Below are 18,258 nucleotides of genomic sequence, written 5' to 3'. Positions count from 1 at the left end.
GGAGAACAGCCCTTCGATCGCTAGACTCCTGCCGATCCCGAACAGTTGCACGTCCGGTGCCTCCTCCGCCTTGCGTTCGCCTTCGGGCTGGGACCACCGAGGCCGGAATGAGGATCTTGGTGGCTGCCGCGGGATGACATCAGCCAGAGGTGGCGAGGTGGACGGCGAGCACGGCCTTCACCATGTCGGTGATGCGGGGTGGGCTGCAGCGGAGTTCCCGCGATTGGCGCCACCGTTCAGCGTGGTCATGGCCTGCTCGCCAAGAGTGCGTGTATCCGCGTATGGGAGAAGTTGACGTCACGCTGCCCGGCAGGCAGCTTGCCGCAGCGCCTCGCTGAGCCGGCCGGGAGCCTCGGCCAACGAGGGTCCGTACCAGGTGAGTTGACGGCCGTCGACGAGCGCGCAGGGCACGTTCTCGAAGGCGTCGGGGCCGTCGGCGGCGGTGAAGCGGTAGGGCTCGTCGGGCAGGACCACGAGATCCGGGGCCGCCGCTCTGAGCTCAGCCGGCGGGATGCGGGGATAACGCTCGTCGTGGCCCGCGTACACGTTGTCCACGCCCAGTCGTGCCAGTACGTCCCCGGCGAAGGTGTCCCGGCCGAGGACCATCCAGGGCCGCCGCCAGATCGGCACGATCGCGCGCGTACGGCGGTCGGGAGCGGGCAGCTCCGCCCACGCCGCCTCCGCCTCGTCGAGCCAGCGCGGACGGGTGTCCGCGCCGCACGCGCCCAGCATCCGCTCCAGCTCGCGGAAGGCCCCGGGCACGTCCCGCACCTCGGTGACCAGCACCTCGATGCCCGCCTCCCGCAGCGCGGCCAGGTCGAGCTCGCGGTTCTCCTCCTCGTTGGCGACGACCAGGTCGGGGGCGAGCCGGACGATCCGGTCGACCTTGGGGTTCTTGGTGCCCCCGATCCGTACGACGTCCAGATCCGCCGGATGGCTGCACCAGTCGGTCGCGCCGACGAGGGCGCCGGGCAGCGAGACGGCCACGGCCTCCGTCAGCGACGGCACGAGCGAGACGACACGCGTCACGTCAGCGCCGCCCGACGCCGTGCCGGTCCTCCACCGCGTCGATGTGGTCGGCGACCTCGACGACGATCACTCGGGTGTCCGGCACGGTCGCCCGCCACCGGTGGCGCACCCCGCCCGTCAGATACAGGGTGTCTCCGCGCCCCAGGCGGTGGGCGCGGCCCTCCGCCTCGACCTCGACGGCGCCGTCGGCGACGTACATCAACTTGTCGTTGCGGTGCTGGAGTTCGCGCCCCTCGTCGTGGTCGCCGACGAACTCGGTGGCGTGCATCTGGTGGTGACCGCGCACCAGGGGGCGCACATGGGCTTCGGGAGTGAACTCGGCGCCCGCCTCGGCGCGCACGACATCGACGCTGCACGCCGGGTCGGCCGCGGCGAGCAGCTCGACGGCGGTGGTGCCGAGGGCGTCGGCGACTCTCTCCAGGGAACTCTTGCTGGGCCGGGCCCGCTCGTTCTCGACCTGGCTGAGAAAGGGGACCGACAGGCCGCTGCGCTGGGCCACGACGGCGAGGGTGAGCTCCAGTGCCCGGCGCCGCCGCCGGACGGCGGCGCCCACCCGAAGGGGCTGTTCTTTGTGGTCGCCCATCGCTCCGGCTCCCTCCTTCGCGTCGTCGGTACCCGGATGGTTGGGTTCTTCGGCCCACTACTTCTGATGAGTTGTTTGCACCCTACGCATGTTCGGCAAACCGTTTCATGCACCCGTCACATCGCTGTCACATCGAAGGTGTGCCAGGGTTACAGTTCGCGCCACTGGACGAGCCGCCCCGACTCCCCCGGCGCCCGCCCCTCCCGCGGGAGGAAATGGCTGACCAAGGGGGCCGGATGTCCGTCCGGGCCGGTGAGCAGGGTGGCCGAGGGGTCGGCGCAGGACCGGCTGGCGCCGTGGGTGCGCGAGGCCGGCCGGTCGGCCCGCCCGGGCCCGGGATCGCAGGCGGACGACCGCCGACTCCCGATGTCCTTGCGCCACCGCCGCCCCTCTGTCAACACCAGTTCGCCGCCGCCGAGTTCGAGGAGCGAGCGGTCGCCTGTTTGGCCACGGTCCCCAGGCCTGAAGGCTGCTGTCGAGGCGCCAGTCGGGTTCGGTGTGCCAGGTCGTGAAGTCGGTGGGAATGGCGCGCAGTTGGCGATCCGTGGGGCACCGCGCGGTAAATGGCCGGTGATCGCGTGGTCGGCCTCCCCGGCCGGCAGGGCGTCGAGATCGGCATATCCGCGTACGGCGATGTGGTTGTCCGGATCCTTCTTGTACGCCAGAACGCAGCCACCGGCGGTGCGGCCCTCTCACTTGTAGCCAGAACGCAGCCACCGGTGGTGCGGCCCTCTCACGCGTGCGTGGGCGGTCGGTTTCGAGACGGACCGCCCACGCGCGCGTGGACCTACTGCGGAGTCATCCGCTCCACCATGTCCGGGTGCTCATTCAGCCACGCGGCGACCGCGTCCTCCTCGTGGCCTTGGCCGCGCCGCTTGATCTCGCTCTCCAGGCTGCCGAGTTCGGCCTCGCTCATCCGGAAGTTCTTGATCCACTTGGTGAGCTGCGGATACTGAGCCGGGAACTTCGCGCGGGAGATGGTCCGGATGGTGTTGCCCTCGCCGAACAGCTTCTTGTCGTCGGCGAGCTTGGTGAGCTTGTACGCGTTGTAGGCCCAGTGCGGCGACCAGAGCACGACGGCGATCGGCTGCTTCTTGGCGTACGCGCGCTTCAGCTCGGCCAGCATCGCGGGCGTCGAGCCGTCCACGACCGTGTACTCCTTGTCGAGGCCGTAACCGGGAAGCACCTTCTTCTTGAGGAGGTTCATCTCACCGGTGCCCGGCTCGATGCCGATGATCTTCCCACCGAAGGTGCCGCCCTTGCCCTTGAGGTCCGCGAGGGACTTGACGTCCTTCACGTAGGAGGGCACGGCGATCTCCAGAGAGGTCGGTTGGTACCAGGTGCCGAGGTCTCTCAGGTCGTTCTTGTGCTGGTCCCAGTAATTGGACTGGGCGTACGGCAGCCAGGCGTCGAAGTTGAGGTCGAGGTCGCCGGTGGCGAGGCCCGTGTAGACGGGCCCGACGTCCATTTGCTTGAGGTTCAGCGTGTAGCCGCGCCGGGCCAGCACGTTCTTCCACAGGTAGGTGACGGCGACGTCCTCGTCCCACGGGAACCAGGCCACGTCCAGCGGCCGCTTGGCCTCCGCACTGGCCGTGGAGCTCTTGACCGGGGCCACCTTGTCGACGACGCCGGGGTTCTTCTTCAGCCAGGCGCGTACGGCGTCCTGCTGCTTGCCCTTGCCCGCCTTGTTGATCTCCGCCTCGAGGCCGGTGAGCTGCTGCTCGGTCATCTTGAAGTTCTTCAGCCACTGGCCGACGACCGGGTTGTCCTGGGCGAAGCCCTTGCGAGAGAGCGTGTGCACCCCGTCGCCCTTGCCCCAGGCGCCCTTGGGGTCCTGGAGCTTCTTCAACTTGTAGTCGCTGTACGCCCAGTGCGGCGACCAGAGCGTGACGACGATCGGCTCCTGCTTGGCATACGCGCGCTTCAGCTCGGCCAGCATCGCGGGCGTCGAGCTGTCGACGACCTTGTACTCCTTGTCGAGCCCGTACTCCTTGAGGACCTTGCTCTTGAGCAGGCCCATCATCCCGGCGCTGGACTCGATGCCGGTGATCTTCCCGCCGAAGGTGCCCGACTTGCCCTTGAGGTCCTCCAGGGAGTCGACGCCCTTCATGTACGCGGGCACGCTCAGTTCCAGCGAGGTCGGGCCGTACCAGGAGCCCAGGTCGTCGAGCCGGCTGCCGTACTTCTTCCAGTACTGCTCGTGCGTGGTGGGCAGCCAGGAGTCCGTCTCGAAGTCGATGTCGCCCTGCGCGAGCGAGGTGTACAGCGGACCCGCGTCGAACTGCCTGGTGTCGACCTGGAAACCGCGCTGCTCCAGGATCTCCTTCCACAGGAAGGTGGAGGCGACGCCCTCGTCCCAGGGGATGTAGCCGATGGTGACCTTCTTGCCCTGGCCGACGTTCTCGCCGTCCGACGCGGTGGCCTGGGGTGTGTTTCCGCCGAAGACGCCCATGCCGCCCGCGACCAGCGCGAGGACGACGACGCCCACCATGGCCACAGCGGGGCGGGGGCGGTACGACCAGATCCTCAGGCCCTGCGCGGCGCGCAGCTTGGCGGCGGCGCGGCGGCCGAGCGGGGAGACCTGGGTGCCCAGGGCACTGGTCATGCGGTCCAGGTAGATGGCCAGGATGACGATGGCGACACCGGCTTCGGAGCCGAGGCCGACGTTCAGCTGGCCGATGGCCTCGTTGACGTCGCCGCCTAGGCCGCCGGTTCCGACCATGCCCGCGATGGCGGCCATGGACAGGCCCAGCATGATGACCTGGTTGACGCCCGCCATGACCGTGGGCAGCGCGAGCGGAAGCTGGATCCGCAGCAGGGTGTCGCGCGGGGTGGTGCCGAACGCGTCGGCGGCCTCGACCAGTTCCTTGTCGACCTGGCGGATGCCCAGCTCGGTCATGCGGACACCGGGCGCGAGCGCAAAGATCAGGGTGGCGACGATGCCGGCGGGGGCGCCGGTGCCGAAGAACAGGATCGCTGGGATGAGATAGATCATCGCGGGCAGTGTCTGCATGAAGTCGAGCACCGGCCGGACGATCCCGCTGACCCGGTCGGAGCGCGCCGCCCAGATGCCCACGGGTACCGAGACGACGAGCGCGATGAGCGTCGCCACGAGGACGAGCGACAGGGTCACCATCGCGTCCTCCCACAGTTCGAGGGAGTCGATGAACGCGAATCCCACGAAGGTGAGGAGACCGGCGGAGGTCCCGCGCAGCCAGAACGCGATCACCGCGAAGATGCCGGCGAGGAGGAGCGGTTCGGGGGCCTGGAGGACGGCGTCGATACCGTCGTAGGCGCCCTGGAAGACGGTCTTGAAGAAGTCGAAGAGCCACGCCATGTGGTGCAGCAGCCAGTCGACCGCGTCGTTGACCCAGCCGCCGAAGGGGATCCTAGGCACCGGCCTGCACCGCCTCGTCGCGCGGTGTGGCACACCCGACCGGTTCGCCCTGCTGGTCGCCGAGGAACCCGACCAGCCGCTGCCGCGGTACGACCCCGACGAGCTTCTTCTTGTCGAGCACCGCGACCGCGTGCGTCAGGCGGGCGCTGATCGCGCACAGTTCCACGAAGGACGTGTCGGGCGTGGCGGTCTCGCAGGCACAGTCCGCCTCGTCGCCGTGTACGTCCGTGTCCATGACGGCACCCGCGGTCAGGACGCGGGAGCGGTCGACGTCCTGGGTGAAGGAGGCGACGTAGTCGTCGGCCGGGCGGACCAGGATGTCCTCGGCGGTGCCGGTCTGGACGATACGGCCGTCGCGCATGACGGCGATCCGGTCGCCCAGGCGCATCGCCTCGTTGAGGTCGTGCGTGATGAAGACGATGGTCTTCTTGAGCTTGCGCTGGAGTTCCATGAGCTGGTCCTGCATGTCCCGGCGGATCAGCGGGTCGAGGGCGCTGAACGACTCGTCCATCAGCAGCAGGTCGGCGTCCGTGGCCAGGGCGCGGGCAAGACCCACGCGCTGCTGCATACCGCCGGACAGTTCGTCGGGCCAGGACTTCTCCCAGCCCGCCAGCCCGGCCAGTTCGAGGGCCTTGGTGGCTCGCTCCTTGCGTTCGGCGCTCGGCACGCCCTGGACCTCCAGGCCGTACGCGGCGTTCTCCAGGACGCTGCGGTGCGGGAAGAGCGCGAAGTGCTGGAAGACCATGCTGATCTTCCTGGAGCGCACCTCGCGCAGTTCACGGGCGCTGAGCGCGGTGAGGTCCTGGCCGTCGAAGCGCACATGGCCCGCGGTGGGCTCCAGCAGTCCGTTGAGCATGCGCAGCAGCGTGGACTTGCCGGATCCGGACAGGCCCATGACGACGAAGATCTGGCCCGGCTCCACCGCGAAGGACGCGTCGATCACGGCGGCGGTGGTGCCGTCGGCGCGCAGTTCCTCGCGGTCGACTCCCTGGCGGAGCCGCTCCACCGCTTCTTCGGGTCGTCTGCCGAACACCTTGTACAAATGCTCGGCCGCAAGCCTGGATGACACGTGTGCCTCTCGTTCGAACGGTTGGTGAACCGGTTGAGGAAACCGGCTGAGGGACGGTTGAAAACGCAACCGGCTTGGCTCAGAGGCGGCGCCTGCCCCCGCTTACGCGGAGCAAACACAGGAGTGGTCCAGGTCACTGTCAGTGGCGTACGGCATGATGCGAAACGTGACGCAGCAAACTCGACGACTCATGCTTCTCGACACCGCCTCGCTGTACTTCCGCGCCTATTTCGGCGTGCCGGAATCCGTGAAGGCCCCGGACGGCACACCCGTGAACGCCGTGCGCGGGCTGCTGGAATTCATCGACCGCCTGGTCAGGGACCACCGCCCGGACGACCTGGTGGCCTGCATGGACGCGGACTGGCGCCCGCAGTGGCGGGTCGACCTGATCCCGTCCTACAAGGCGCACCGCGTCGCCGTGGAGACCGAGGTCGGCCCCGACGAGGAGGAGGTGCCGGACACCCTCTCACCGCAGGTGCCCGTCATCGAGGACGTCCTGGACGCGCTGGGCATCGCCCGCGTGGGCGTCGAGGCGTACGAGGCGGACGACGTGATCGGCACGTTCACCGGGCGCGCCACCGGTCCGGTCGACATCGTCACCGGCGACCGCGACCTCTACCAACTGGTCGACGACAAGCGGGAGATCCGCGTCCTCTACCCCCTCAAGGGCGTCGGCACGCTCCAGCTCACCGACGAGTCGTGGCTGCGCGAGAAGTACGGCGTCGACGGCCCGGGGTACGCGGATCTGGCGCTGCTGCGCGGCGACCCGAGCGACGGACTGCCCGGCGTGCCCGGCATCGGCGAGAAGACGGCCGCGAAGCTGCTCGCCGAGTTCGGCGACCTGGCCGGGATCATGGCGGCGGTCGACGACCCGAAGTCCAGGCTGACTCCCTCGCAGCGGGCGCGCCTTGACGAGTCGCGACCGTATGTCGCCGTGGCGCCGCGGGTCGTCAAGGTCGCCGGCGACGTGCCCCTGCCGGACGTGGACACCGCCCTGCCCCGCGAACCGCGCGACCGGGCCGCGCTGGACGCGCTCGCCGCCCGCTGGGGCCTGGGAGGTTCATTGCAGAGATTGCTTGGAACTCTGCAGGTATAGCGGGTACCCCTTCCCGCATAGGTGACTGAGAGGATGGAGTGCTAACTTAGGTAAGCCTAAGCATGTGAACTAGGAGGCCGTCATGGCAGAACGCCCGGCACGCAAGCCCCGGAAGCCCCACTCCGCGCAGGTGGTGCGCACCGAGCGGCTGACTCCGCACATGCAGCGGGTCGTGCTGGGCGGCGAGGGCCTGGCCGAATTCACCGCGGGCGGCAGCACCGACCACTATGTGAAGCTGCTGTTCGGGCCCGCGGGCGTCACCTACCCCGAGCCCTTCGACCTGCAGCGCATTCGCGAGGAGTTCCCGCGCGAGCAGTGGCCCGTGACGCGGACGTACACCGTGCGCGCCTGGGACCCCGAGGTGTGCGAGCTGACGCTCGACTTCGTCGTGCACGGCGACGAGGGTCTCGCGGGGCCGTGGTCCGTGAAGGTGCGGCCGGGCGAGATCGTACGGTTCATGGGCCCCGGCGGCGCGTACGCGCCCGACGCGAGCGCCGACTGGCATCTGCTGGCCGGTGACGAGAGCGCGCTGCCCGCGATCGCGGCCGCCGTGGAGGCGCTGCCCGAGGGCGCCGTCGCGCATGCCTTCGTCGAGGTCTCCGGTCCCGAGGAGGAGCAGAAGATCGACTCCGATGTGGAGGTCGTCTGGCTGCACCGCGGGGACCGGCCCATCGGCGAGGCCCTGGTGGAGGCCGTACGTGCCCTGGAGTTCCCGGAGGGCCGGGTGCACGCCTTCGTACACGGCGAGGCGGGTTTCGTGAAGGAGCTGCGCCGGCTGCTGCGGGTCGAGCGCGAGATCGCGCGCGATGATCTGTCGATCTCCGGGTACTGGCGTCTTGGGCACAACGAGGACGGCTGGCAGGCGTCCAAGCGGGAGTGGAACGCGCAGGTGGAGGCGGAGCAGGAGGAGGCGGCCTGAACGCCCCGGCTGGAGGAGTGAGCGACGGAAGGCGGCCACCTGCCCGGTGGCCGCCTTCGTGTGCAACTGGCCTCACACGGACCGCTGGTACGACCTGAACGTGCGGATCGACAGCCACACCGCCGCCACCGCGAGCGCGAGGAGCGCCCCGGACCTGCTGAGGACGTCACCCCAGTCGGGGTTCTCGGACATCGCCGAACGGCCCGCGACCATCGCCCAGTTGAGGGGGTTGAAGTCGGCGATGTGCCGCATCCACCCCGGCATCCGGGCCGGGGCCATGAAGGCGCTCGAGAGGAACGTCAGCGGCAGCAGCAGGAAGGTGTTGATGCCGATGATCGATTCCCGCTCCCGGACCAGCATGCCCAGCGCGTTGGACAGCGCCCCGAAGATCGTGCCGAGCAGCACGGAGGCGATGATCAGGATCGCGACACCGCCGATGCCGCCCGGGTAGTCGGCGCCGCCCAGCAGTCCGAGCAGCACGATGATCACCGACTGCAACGCGGTGACCAGGCCATTGTTGACGACATTCCCGTTCATCAGGGCCGCACGGCTGACGGGCGTGGTCAGGAACCGGTTGAGCGTGCCGCGCTGGATCTCGTCGAGCGTGGTCATGCCCGCCCACATGTTGGAGCTGAGCGCGCTCATCACCACGACGCCCGGCACCAGGTAGTCGAGGTACGAGGTGGTGCCGAAGCCGCCGAGTTCGACCACCTTCTTGAAGAGGTTGCCGAACAGGAAGAGCCAGACCACCGGCTGAATCAGCGTGATCAACAGATACGCCGGCTGCCGTGCGAACACCATGAGTTGACGCTGCGTCATGTACCAGGTCTGGGAGACGGCGGTACTCATCACACACCTCCGGCGAGGGCGAGGCTGTCGGCGGACTCGGCCTCCGCCTCGGAGTAACGGCGGCCCGCGTAGCGGAGATAGACGTCGTCGAGCGAGGGGCGGGCCACCGTCGCGGCGGCGACACCGACCCCGGCGCGCTCGAGTGCCCCGAGCAGGGCGGGCATCGCGGCGGCCCCGTCATCGGCGCGGACGCTGATACGGCGGCCCTCGAACAGTGCCTCGTGCACGCCGGGCAGCCCCGTGAGGGCGCCGCCGAGCACCGTACGTCCGGCTTCGCCGACCGCCTCCCGCAGTTCCACGTGGACGGCGTCGCCCCGGAGTTCGCCCTTCAGGGCATCGGGGGTGCCCTCCACCACGACCCGGCCGCGGTCGACGATCGCGATGCGCTCGGCGAGGCGGTCGGCCTCTTCGAGGTAGTGCGTGGTGAGCAGGATGGTCAGGCCCTCGTCGCCGGCGAGCCGGGCGATCTCGTCCCACATCGCGGTGCGCGCCTCGGGGTCGAGACCGGTGGTGGGCTCGTCGAGGAAGAGCACCTCGGGGCGGTGGACCAGGCCGAGCGCCACGTCCAGGCGCCGCCGCATGCCGCCCGAGTAGCCCTTGACCTGGCGCTTCGCTGCGTCGGCGAGCTTGAAGCGATCGAGCAGCTCGTCCACGCGGCGGTTCAGACCGGCGCCCCTCACGCCGTAGAGCCTGCCCTGGAGTTGGAGGTTCTCCCGGCCTGTGGCCACCGGGTCGGCGCCCGAGCTCTGGGCGACGACGCCGATCGCGCGGCGCACCCGGTCCGGGTGGCGCAGCACGTCGTGGCCCGCGACGGTGGCGGTGCCGGAGTCGGGGCGGGCCAGGGTGGTGAGGATCTTGACGGTGGTGGACTTGCCGGCGCCGTTCGGACCGAGCAGTCCGAAGACGGTGCCCGCCTCTACGGTGACGTCCATGCCGTTGAGCGCGGTGACGTCACGGGGATAGGTCTTGATCAGCTGACGCGCCGCTACCGCGGGCGCACGGGTACTGCTCATGTCGACTGCTCTCCTGAGTGAGCGGTGATCTCGGGCAAGGCCGAACTGATCCGCGTGAAGAGCGCCGGGCTATCCTGGGTGTGCCGCACCTCGATCGCCTGGAGCTGCCTCAGGGTGGATTCAGTTCGGGGTTCGAGACCCTGGCGGGGCTGCTGCAACAGTTCCGCCGGGGTCCTTTTCTTCTTGGCTACGGTCTCTCGACGTCGCCGCTTTCGAGCTTCAGGTACTCCTCGGGGACCTCCCCCGTCTCGCTGAACGTCCGCCACTCCTTGACGCCGGGAAACGTTCCCGCCGCGACCTCTGCCAGGAAGCTCCGGACCCAGGCGGCCTCCGCCTCGATCATGTGCGCCTTGTACTCCGCCTCGATCAGGAAGAGTCTGGGCAGCGTCTCGGAGAGCTTGGCCAGCACGCCGCGCAGGCTCGCGGCCCGCACCTCCAGACCGCCGAGCCGCTCCCCCAGCAGACGCACCACCTCGTCGGGGTGGAGCACGCCCATCAGTGAGAGCGCGGACTCGAAGATCGGATACTCCTGCGCCGGGACGGCAAGCAGGTCCGACAGCCACTCCGTGGCCTCGTCACGCCCGGCGTCCGTGATGCCGTAGAGGGTGCGCTCGGGGCGGTTGCCCTGCCGCTGGACCTCGCTGACCTCGACGAAGCCGTGCTTCTCCAGGTTCTGCACGACGGTGTAGAGCGAGCCGTAGTTGATCTTCAGGCTGGTGTCCTTGCCCCGTCGGCGCAGGGTCTGGGCGATCTCGTACGGATGCATCGACCGCTCGGTGAGCAGCACCATGACCGCGAGCGCCAGCGGATTGCTCAGCTTCCGGCGTTTCGTCGCCACAGTGCATCACCACCTCGTCTCCGAATATCCGTAGCCGAACATATCGCGTATCTCAAGGATGCCTCAATACACACGATGTATCGCATTGGGGCAGAGGCGGCAAGGGCGTGAGGACTTAGGCCCGCCGCCGACACGGCCGCGTCACGCGAGTGAAACAGGGTCTCCCTAATTTCTGTCACCCGACAGGAATCCAGCTCGCTCTCCTCTGCCCACCCTTCCGCGCCGAAGGCAGGTGCCGCCGTGACCACCACCGCCCCCTCCGACGTACGCCCCGATCCTCCGGAGTCCTCCGGCGACCGCTCGCTGGCCGAGTTCGGCTACCGCCAGGAGCTGCACCGCAGCCTCGGCCGGTATGCCTCGTTCGCCGCCGGGTTCTCCTTCATCTCCGTCCTCACAACGGTTTTCCAGTTCTTCGCCTTCGGGTACGCGTTCGGCGGCCCGGTCTTCTTCTGGACCTGGCCGGCCGTGCTGGCGGGCCAGTTGGCGGTCGCCGCGTGCTTCGCGGAGCTGGCCGCGCGTTATCCGATCTCGGGCGCGATCTACCAGTGGTCCACGCGCCTGTCGAACCTCTCCTTCGGCTGGTTCGCCGGCTGGATCATGGTGATCGGGCAGATCGTGGTGGTCGCGGCGGCGGCGCTCGCGCTGCAGATGGTGCTGCCCGCCATCTGGTCCGGGTTCCAGCTGGTCGGCAGCGACCCGGCACCCACCAGCGCCGACGGCGCCGCCAACGCCGCCGTACTCGGCGTGATCCTGCTCGTCCTGACCACGCTGGTGAACCTCGTCGACAACCGTGTGATGTCCGCGATCAACCGGGTCGGCGTGACCGCCGAGATCATCGGCGCGGTCCTGATCATCGTGCTTCTGCTCACCCACTCCGAGCGCTCCCCGGGCATCACCTTCCACAGTGGCGAGGGCACCACCGGCCTCTTCGGGGCGCTGATGGTGGGGTCGTTCATGGCCGCGTACGTGATGATCGGCTTCGACAGCGCGGGCGAGATGAGCGAGGAGACCCACAACCCCCGGCGCACGGCGCCCCGTACGATCCTCACCGCGCTCGGCGCGGCGGGCCTGCTCGGCGGCCTGATCGTTCTCGGCGGGCTGCTGGCCGCGCCGAGTCTCACGGACGGACACCTGGGTGTCGACGGCCTGAGCTACGTCCTGACCAGCAGCCTCGGTGACGGGGTCGGCCGGGCGCTGCTCGCCGACGTGGTGGTGGCCATCGCGGTGGCCACGCTGGCGATCCAGACGGCTGCCTGCCGCATGCTCTTCTCGATGGCCCGCGACAACCAGCTCCCCTTCTCCCGCCGCCTCGCCAAGGTCAACCCGCGCACCGGCATGCCGAGCGCGCCCGCCCTGGTCGTCGGCGTCCTGGCCGCCGCGCTGCTCCTGCTCAACTTCGCCTCTCCGGACGCCTTTCTGGCCATCGGCACCACCTGCATCGTGATGCTGTACCTGGCGTACGCGATGGTGACCGGACCGCTGCTGGTGCGCCGCCTGCGTGGCGAGTTCACCGCCGACGGCACCGACGAGACGGGCGCCCCGCTCTTCTCCCTGGGCCGCTGGGGCGCCCCCGTCAACGCGCTCGCCCTCCTCTACGGCCTCATCATGACCGTCAACCTCGCCTGGCCCCGCGCCGCGGTGTACGACCCGGCGGGCGGGCATTGGTACTTCCAGTGGTTCACGGTGTTGTTCCTGGGCGTGACCGTGGTCGCGGGTGCCGCGTACCGGGCGTTCAAGGCGCGGACGCCGGTGGCCGAGACTCCCGAGGTGGCCCCGGCCTCGTACGCTTGACCAGGTGAGACGCAAGCCACGGATCCCTGCCTCCCCCCTCCCGCAGCGCGACGGGGTCGACCCCGTGCGGATCAAGCTGCCGCGGGAAGGGGGATGGGCCACCGTGCGGGAGCATCTGCTGGCCCGGCTCGCGGCGCCGGACGGAGTGATCGACGGGATGATCGGCGAGGGGCTGATCGTCCGGGAGGACGGGCGGCCGCTGACGGCGGACGCGGCGTATGTGCCGGGGACGTTCGTGTGGTTCTACCGGGAGCTGCCCGACGAGGAGCGGGTGCCGTTCGCGCTCGACGTCGTCTACCGTGACGAGCACATCGTCGTCGCCGACAAGCCGCACTTCCTCGCCACCACTCCGCGCGGCAGCCATGTCACCGAAACCGCCCTGGCCCGGCTGCGCCGGGAGCTGGACCTCCCGGCGCTCGGCGCCGCGCACCGGCTTGACCGGCTCACCGCCGGGCTCGTGCTGTTCACGGTGCGGCCCGGGGAACGCGGCGCCTACCAGTCACTGTTCCGCGACAGACTGGTCCGCAAGGAGTACGAGGCCGTGGCCCCGTACGACGCCGGTCTCGCGCTGCCGCGTACGGTGCGCAGCCGGATCCTCAAGGAGCGCGGGGTCATGGCCGCCCAGGAGGTACCGGGCGAGCCGAACGCCGTCAGCCGGGTGGAGTTGGTCGAGCGCCGGGACCGGCTGGGGCGCTACCGGCTGACGCCCAGTACCGGGCAGACCCATCAACTCCGGGTGCATATGAACGCGTTGGGCGTGCCCCTCCTCGGCGATCCCCTCTACCCGGTGGTGACCGGGCCCGTGCCGACCGGTGATTTCCGTCGTCCGCTCCAACTCCTGGCGCGGGCACTCGAGTTCACTGATCCGGTCACGGGCCACGAGCACCGGTTCGTCAGCGGGCGGGCGCTGGAAGCATGGGCCTCGTACGACGACTGGGCGTCCTAGCCGCCCAGCCGTCGCAGCGGTTCGCTCTCAGTAGCCGCGCCACCAGCGCAGGAAGCGTTGCCAGGCACCGAGGCGGCCGGCCGGCTCCGGGGCCGGTGCCGGCTGCGGGGCCACCGGTTGCTGAGCGGGCGCGGCCGTCGCCGGACTCTCCGTGGTGACCTGCCAGTTCGGCCGCTGACGCGGCACCCCGGGGACGGTGGGCCGCTCGTCCTGCGGGGCCTTCGGCTGGAACCGCACGGGCAGCTCCACGAGGTGGCGCGACGACATCGACGAGCGCCAGCGCAACTCGTGCTCGGAGCAGTCGAGTTCGACGTCCGGCAGCCGCAGCAGCAAGGCGTCGACGCCGACGTCGGCGATGGCGCGGCCGATGTCCTGGCCCGGGCACTCGTGCGGACCGCCGCCGAAGGCGAGGTGCGAGCGGTTGCCCTGCATATTGGCGGCGAGGTCGGGACGGACCCGCGGGTCGACGTTGCCCGGCGCGATCCCGAAGAGCAGTCCGTCGCCCTTGCGGATGCGCCGGCCGCCCAACTCCGTGTCCTGCTTGGCGAAGTAGCCGAGGACGGCGCTGAACGGCGGTTCGTCCCACAGGGACTGCTCGACCGCCTCGGGCACCGTCATCTGCCCGCCGTTGAGCTGGGCGCGGAAGCGGGGGTCGGTGAGCACCATGCGCAGCACATTGGCGATGAGGTTGGCCGTGGCCTCGTACGCGGCGAGCAGCACGAGGCGCAGGTGCTGGGCGACCTCGTCGTCGGTGAGCCGGGCCGGGTGGTTGATGAGGTGGCTGGTGAAGTCCTCCTCGGGCTCCGCGCGGCGCCTGAGCGTGTGCTGCGTCAGCACATTCATGACGTACTCGTTGCTGGCGATCGCGGTCTCGGTGCCTTTGAGCAGGTCACGGGTGGCGTGCACCATACGGTCGTTGTAGTCCTCGGGCATGCCGAGGATCTCGCACAGCACGGCCATCGGCAGGTGCTCGGAGAACTGTCCGACCAGATCGGCCGTGCCGAGCTCGCAGAACTGGTTGACGAGGCGCTGCGTCGATCGGTTGATATAGCGCCGCAGGCTGCGGAAGTCGATCGTCGACATGGCGCCGGTGACCGCACCGCGCAGCCGCAGGTGCTCGTCGCCCTCGGCGTGGGAGCAGATGGGCTGCCAGGCGATGTGCGGCGCGAGCGGATGGTCGGCGCCCGCCGTGCCGTCCTGGACGGCGGTCCACAGGCGGCTGTCGCGCGCGTAGTGCGAGGGGTTGCTCACCATGTGCAGGTTCTCGCCGTGGCCGAGCACCACCCAGATGGGCACGTCGTTGTGGAGCAGCACGGGGGCCACGGCGCCGTGCTCGGCGCGGAGTTTCTCGTACAGGGCTCCCAGGTCCTCCGCCTCGGGACCGTACAAGCGGCGCAGCCCGCCGGGGCCGAGTCCATGGGCGGGGCAGCCGGGCGGCGGACCGAGCGTGGGGTCGTCCGTACCGGCCGGGAAGTGGGATTCAGGCGTCACGGTGATCGCTCCGAAACTGAAAGGGATCCGGTTTATGAGGAGTTGGCATGGGCGAACTGCTGTCGTAAGGGGTTCAGGTGCGCGCCGAGGTCATCGCGAGCGAGTGCAGGAAGCGCATCAGCGTCATCAAGGTGTCCCGGCTGGAGGCCCGGCGGCGCGCGTCGCACTTCACGATCGGGATCTCGTCGGCCAGGTCGAGCGCCGTCCGCAGGTCCTCGACCGGATAGTGCGGCGCGTCCGGGAAGTCGTTTATGGCGACGACGAACGGCACACCGCGCTCCTCCAGGCGGCCGATGACGTCGAAGCTGACTTCCAGGCGCCGGGTGTCGATCAGCACCACCGCGCCGAGGGCTCCCTCGAAGAGGCCGTTCCACAGGAACCAGAAGCGCTCCTGGCCGGGCGTGCCGAACAGGTAGAGCACGAGTTGGTCCGTGATGGAGATCCGGCCGAAGTCCATGGCGACGGTGGTCGCCGTCTTGGTCTCGGAGCCGTAGTTGTCGTCGATTCCGATGCCGGCCTGCGTCATGGTCTCCTCGGTGGTCAGCGGTTTGATCTCGCTGACGGAGCCCACCATGGTCGTCTTGCCGACCCCGAAGCCGCCCACGATCACGATCTTCACGGCTGCCTGCGCCGTGTGCGGCAGGTGGTCCTCGGCGCGAGGGCCCGTGATGGTGTCAGAGCTTTTGAAGTCCATGCATCACCGCTTCGAGGAGGGAACGGTCGGGCAGCGCCGAGCGGACGATCGGAGCGCGCGCCTGTACCAGTTCGGCCGCCAGCAGCTCGGTGAGCAGGACGGTCACCACGCTGAACGGCAGGTTGAGATAGGCCGAGAGCTCGGCCACGGACAGTGGTGCCTTGCACAGCCGGAGCAGCGCCGACTGCTCCGGCTGGGTGGCGGGCGGCGGCGCGGCGGCGCGCGCCACGATTAACGTGACCAGGTCGAGGGCGGCCCGGTCGCCGCCCTCGACCCCGCCGGTGAGCACGTACAAGCGCCCGGGGTCCTTCGGGTCCTGCTCCTTGCCCTCTTGGGGAAGCACCTCTTTCGGGGGCTCGGAGGGGTCTTCCTTGGGGTAGCGCCGCCGGCGTTGCGGAGGAGTCATACGGTCTGCCCGTTGCGCCGCGGCGGACTCGTCAGATGTGCGCCGATCCGTACGACGAGGTCGCGCATGCGGTTGCTCATCAGGCCCGGTTCCGCGGTCTGGTTGGCGAGCACGGCGAGGTAGGCGTTGGGTCCCGCCGACATCAGATAGAAGTAGCCGCCGTTGATCTCGATGATGACCATGCGCATCCGGCCGTCGCTGTTGGGGATCTCGCCCGCTACGGCTCCGGCCAGGCTCTGCAGGCCCGCGCAGGCCGCGGCGACACGGTCGGCCGCGTCCGGGTCGCCGCCGTAGCGGGCGATGCGCAGTCCGTCGGCGGAGAGCACCACGATCTGCTGGATGCCCGGGACGCCGTCGGCGAGCTCCTTGAGCATCCAGTCGAAGTTGGCTCGCTGCTGGATCACTTGAGGTCCCCCTCGTCGTCGGCCTCGACAGGGGCCGGCTGGTTGTTCGTGCTGAATGCCGTCGGGTCCGGGTCACCCTTGAGTCCGTTCATGAACGCCTCGACCCACAGGCCGGGTTCGGGCTCCTTCTCCTCCTCGGCGGGCTCCGACGCCCATGCGGGCGTCGCCGCCGCGGCGGCCTCGGCGGCCGCGGCCTCGGCCCGGGCCTCGGCGATCCGCTGGCTGAAGGGGACCTTGACCCGGCTGCGGCGCTGCGGCAGCCCGTTGGGCGTCCACTCGGTGACCTGGGGGGCGTCGTCGTCCAGAGAGCCGCCGTTCGGAGACGGGATACGGGGTCCGGTGGTCGGGCGGCGCTTCTTCGGCTTGCGCGCCGGGCCCTCGACTCCGCCGTTGTCGATGCCCGTGACAGAGGCCGCGCCGACGCCGTGCGCGAGGCCGGGAGCGAAGTCGGTGGTGAGCATGTCGCGCGGCGCGACGAGGACGGCGCGGACACCGCCGTAGGCGGACTGGCGCAGCGAGATCTGCATGTTGTACATCTGCGCGAGTCGTCCGACGACGGCCATGCCGAGCCGGGGCGCCTGGCCCATCACGTTCGGGTCGACGCCGGCCGCGGCAAGCCGGAGCAGCTCCTCGATCTTTCCGCGGGCCTCGTCGCTGAGGCTGACTCCGCCGTCCTCGATCTCGATGGCGACACCGGTCTGCACCTCGATGGCGGTGACGTGGACCTTGGTGTGCGGGGGCGAATAGCGCGTGGCGTTGTCGAGGAGTTCGGCCAGCGCGTGGATGAGCGGTTCGACGGATACGCCCCTGACGGCGACGTCGACGATGTTGTGCAGCTCGATGCGGCGGTACTCGAGGATCCGGGACATGGCGCCGCGCAACACGCTGAACAGCGGTACGGGCTCGGGCCATTGGCGTCCGGGACGGCCGCCGCCGAGTACCGCGATGGAGTCGGCGAGGCGGCCGATCAGCGCGGTGCCGTGGTCGATGCGCAGCAGGTCGTCGAAGACCTCGGGATTGCGCCCGTGGTCCTCTTCCATCTCGCGCAGTTCGTTGTTCTGCTGGTGAACGATCGCCTGGACGCGCCGGGCGATGTTGACGAAGGAGCGCTGTGCGGCGTCACGCATCGACTCCTGGGTGTCGACGATCTTGAGCACTCGCTTCAGCAGCGTGCGCTGCGACCGGGGGACGTCGCGGTAGGCGGGGTCGCCGTCGCCCAGGGTGCGAATCACCTCGGAGGGGGATTGTCCGCTCTGCAGCCGGTCGAGTGCGGCCGGCAGAAGCTCCTCGGTGAGGCGCACGACCTCCTGGTCGTGGGCGGCGATGCGCTGTTCGAAGTAGGCGGCGCGCTGTGCGAAGTCGGCGCGCAGGTCGCGGGCGGCCCGGCCGCGGCGTACGGCCTCGGCGCCGATGGCGATGACCAGCAGCGTCGCGATGCCGCCGCACAGGCCGACTGCGGCCCGGGCCGGCTCCGTCACCACGGCGACGGCGGTACCGGTCGCCGCGGCCATCAGTATGGCCGGCAGCAACAGCACGCGCGCGTAGGGAAGTTCACGGCCACCGGGGGGCGATTGAACACTCACCATGTATGCCCTCTGAGACAGATCGACTGGGGGGTCGGGGAGGTTTGTGGGGGAAACGGCATGGATCAAACCGAATCTTCGGAAGTTTTGGGAACAAGCGCACGAATACACCTCAACTCGGTGCGCTGCGGGCGAGCTTAGTCCGACCGG

The 18,258-nt window shown here is 69.6% G+C and carries 16 protein-coding genes and 1 pseudogene; 4 read left to right on the top strand and 13 right to left on the bottom strand.

Going from position 1 to position 18,258, the window contains the following annotated elements; translation table 11 throughout:
* Positions 1–139: 139 nt before the first annotated feature.
* From AB0D27_RS21325 to AB0D27_RS21305, 5 genes and pseudogenes are all read right to left on the bottom strand, one after another.
* Positions 140–317, bottom strand: a pseudogene (locus tag AB0D27_RS21325) (IS5/IS1182 family transposase); the annotation flags it as partial.
* Entirely contained in the window at positions 298–1,029 is a 732-nt protein-coding gene (locus AB0D27_RS21320) for a helical backbone metal receptor (RefSeq protein ID WP_362510904.1), read from the bottom strand. The pseudogene AB0D27_RS21325 and the gene AB0D27_RS21320, both read right to left, overlap by 20 nt.
* Before the next feature lies 1 nt (position 1,030).
* A complete protein-coding gene (locus AB0D27_RS21315) occupies positions 1,031–1,612 on the bottom strand; it encodes an XRE family transcriptional regulator (RefSeq protein ID WP_362510901.1) in 582 nt (193 codons plus the stop codon).
* A gap of 787 nt (positions 1,613–2,399) precedes the next feature.
* Positions 2,400–5,009, bottom strand: a complete 2,610-nt coding sequence (locus AB0D27_RS21310) for an ABC transporter permease/substrate binding protein (RefSeq protein WP_362510898.1) — start codon at positions 5,007–5,009, stop codon at positions 2,400–2,402.
* Positions 5,002–6,078, bottom strand: coding sequence for a glycine betaine/L-proline ABC transporter ATP-binding protein (locus AB0D27_RS21305; RefSeq protein WP_362510895.1), 1,077 nt, complete (start codon positions 6,076–6,078; stop codon positions 5,002–5,004). Before AB0D27_RS21305 ends, AB0D27_RS21310 begins: the two co-directional genes overlap by 8 nt.
* A gap of 157 nt (positions 6,079–6,235) precedes the next feature.
* Here AB0D27_RS21305 and AB0D27_RS21300 point away from each other — a divergent pair, with 157 nt between their 5' ends.
* Together AB0D27_RS21300 and AB0D27_RS21295 are read left to right on the top strand one after the other, a co-directional pair.
* Complete coding sequence (locus AB0D27_RS21300) at positions 6,236–7,174, top strand: 5'-3' exonuclease (protein WP_362511012.1); 939 nt, start codon at positions 6,236–6,238, stop codon at positions 7,172–7,174.
* An 82-nt stretch (positions 7,175–7,256) separates the two neighbouring features.
* Positions 7,257–8,093 (top strand): siderophore-interacting protein, encoded by an 837-nt coding sequence (locus AB0D27_RS21295; RefSeq protein ID WP_362510892.1) that lies wholly within the window; start codon positions 7,257–7,259, stop codon positions 8,091–8,093.
* Between the two features lie 72 nt (positions 8,094–8,165).
* On the opposite strand, the gene AB0D27_RS21290 is transcribed toward AB0D27_RS21295, so the two are convergent.
* The 3 genes from AB0D27_RS21290 to AB0D27_RS21280 all read right to left on the bottom strand — a co-directional run bounded on the left by AB0D27_RS21290 (position 8,166) and on the right by AB0D27_RS21280 (position 10,793).
* Entirely contained in the window at positions 8,166–8,942 is a 777-nt protein-coding gene (locus tag AB0D27_RS21290; protein WP_362510890.1) for an ABC transporter permease, read from the bottom strand.
* The gene (locus tag AB0D27_RS21285; RefSeq protein ID WP_362510888.1) at positions 8,942–9,955 is read right to left on the bottom strand and encodes an ATP-binding cassette domain-containing protein; all 1,014 of its coding nucleotides are present in this window, start codon (positions 9,953–9,955) and stop codon (positions 8,942–8,944) included. Before AB0D27_RS21285 ends, AB0D27_RS21290 begins: the two co-directional genes overlap by 1 nt.
* Positions 9,956–10,142: 187 nt before the next feature.
* Complete coding sequence (locus tag AB0D27_RS21280) at positions 10,143–10,793, bottom strand: PadR family transcriptional regulator (RefSeq protein WP_362510886.1); 651 nt, start codon at positions 10,791–10,793, stop codon at positions 10,143–10,145.
* A 240-nt stretch (positions 10,794–11,033) separates the two neighbouring features.
* Between AB0D27_RS21280 and AB0D27_RS21275 the strand changes: the two genes are divergently transcribed.
* Both AB0D27_RS21275 and AB0D27_RS21270 read left to right on the top strand, forming a co-directional pair.
* Positions 11,034–12,584 (top strand): amino acid permease, encoded by a 1,551-nt coding sequence (locus tag AB0D27_RS21275; RefSeq protein ID WP_362510884.1) that lies wholly within the window; start codon positions 11,034–11,036, stop codon positions 12,582–12,584.
* A 4-nt stretch (positions 12,585–12,588) separates the two neighbouring features.
* Positions 12,589–13,530, top strand: coding sequence for an RluA family pseudouridine synthase (locus AB0D27_RS21270; protein ID WP_362510881.1), 942 nt, complete (start codon positions 12,589–12,591; stop codon positions 13,528–13,530).
* A gap of 27 nt (positions 13,531–13,557) precedes the next feature.
* Here AB0D27_RS21270 and AB0D27_RS21265 read toward each other — a convergent pair whose 3' ends face one another.
* The 5 genes from AB0D27_RS21265 to AB0D27_RS21245 all read right to left on the bottom strand — a co-directional run bounded on the left by AB0D27_RS21265 (position 13,558) and on the right by AB0D27_RS21245 (position 18,111).
* Positions 13,558–15,021: a cytochrome P450 gene (locus AB0D27_RS21265; protein ID WP_362510879.1), complete on the bottom strand. Its 1,464-nt coding sequence runs from the start codon at positions 15,019–15,021 to the stop codon at positions 13,558–13,560.
* Positions 15,022–15,094: 73 nt separating this feature from the next.
* Positions 15,095–15,715 (bottom strand): ATP/GTP-binding protein, encoded by a 621-nt coding sequence (locus tag AB0D27_RS21260; RefSeq protein ID WP_362510876.1) that lies wholly within the window; start codon positions 15,713–15,715, stop codon positions 15,095–15,097.
* Positions 15,696–16,121, bottom strand: coding sequence for a DUF742 domain-containing protein (locus AB0D27_RS21255; RefSeq protein ID WP_362510873.1), 426 nt, complete (start codon positions 16,119–16,121; stop codon positions 15,696–15,698). The genes AB0D27_RS21260 and AB0D27_RS21255 overlap by 20 nt, the downstream gene beginning before the upstream one ends.
* The gene (locus tag AB0D27_RS21250) at positions 16,118–16,525 is read right to left on the bottom strand and encodes a roadblock/LC7 domain-containing protein (protein WP_358817141.1); all 408 of its coding nucleotides are present in this window, start codon (positions 16,523–16,525) and stop codon (positions 16,118–16,120) included. The genes AB0D27_RS21255 and AB0D27_RS21250 overlap by 4 nt, the downstream gene beginning before the upstream one ends.
* Positions 16,522–18,111 (bottom strand): ATP-binding protein, encoded by a 1,590-nt coding sequence (locus AB0D27_RS21245; protein WP_362510870.1) that lies wholly within the window; start codon positions 18,109–18,111, stop codon positions 16,522–16,524. Before AB0D27_RS21245 ends, AB0D27_RS21250 begins: the two co-directional genes overlap by 4 nt.
* Between the last annotated feature and the right edge of the window lie 147 nt (positions 18,112–18,258).

Source organism: Streptomyces sp. NPDC048415 (assembly GCF_040651675.1).
Classification (GTDB): Bacteria; Actinomycetota; Actinomycetes; order Streptomycetales; family Streptomycetaceae; genus Streptomyces.
Note: the sequence above shows the minus strand (reverse complement) of the source record. Positions and strands in the feature narration are given on the sequence as shown.

What these genes read in the sequence shown, in the direction of transcription:
- AB0D27_RS21300 (WP_362511012.1), top strand. Translation starts at nt 6,236, where the DNA reads ATGCGAAACGTGACGCAGCAAACTCGACGACTCATGCTTCTCGACACC.
- AB0D27_RS21295 (WP_362510892.1), top strand. Translation starts at nt 7,257, where the DNA reads ATGGCAGAACGCCCGGCACGCAAGCCCCGGAAGCCCCACTCCGCGCAG.
- AB0D27_RS21290 (WP_362510890.1), bottom strand. Translation starts at nt 8,942, where the DNA reads ATGAGTACCGCCGTCTCCCAGACCTGGTACATGACGCAGCGTCAACTC.
- AB0D27_RS21260 (WP_362510876.1), bottom strand. Translation starts at nt 15,715, where the DNA reads ATGGACTTCAAAAGCTCTGACACCATCACGGGCCCTCGCGCCGAGGAC.
- AB0D27_RS21285 (WP_362510888.1), bottom strand. Translation starts at nt 9,955, where the DNA reads ATGAGCAGTACCCGTGCGCCCGCGGTAGCGGCGCGTCAGCTGATCAAG.
- AB0D27_RS21255 (WP_362510873.1), bottom strand. Translation starts at nt 16,121, where the DNA reads ATGACTCCTCCGCAACGCCGGCGGCGCTACCCCAAGGAAGACCCCTCC.
- AB0D27_RS21245 (WP_362510870.1), bottom strand. Translation starts at nt 18,111, where the DNA reads ATGGTGAGTGTTCAATCGCCCCCCGGTGGCCGTGAACTTCCCTACGCG.
- AB0D27_RS21315 (WP_362510901.1), bottom strand. Translation starts at nt 1,612, where the DNA reads ATGGGCGACCACAAAGAACAGCCCCTTCGGGTGGGCGCCGCCGTCCGG.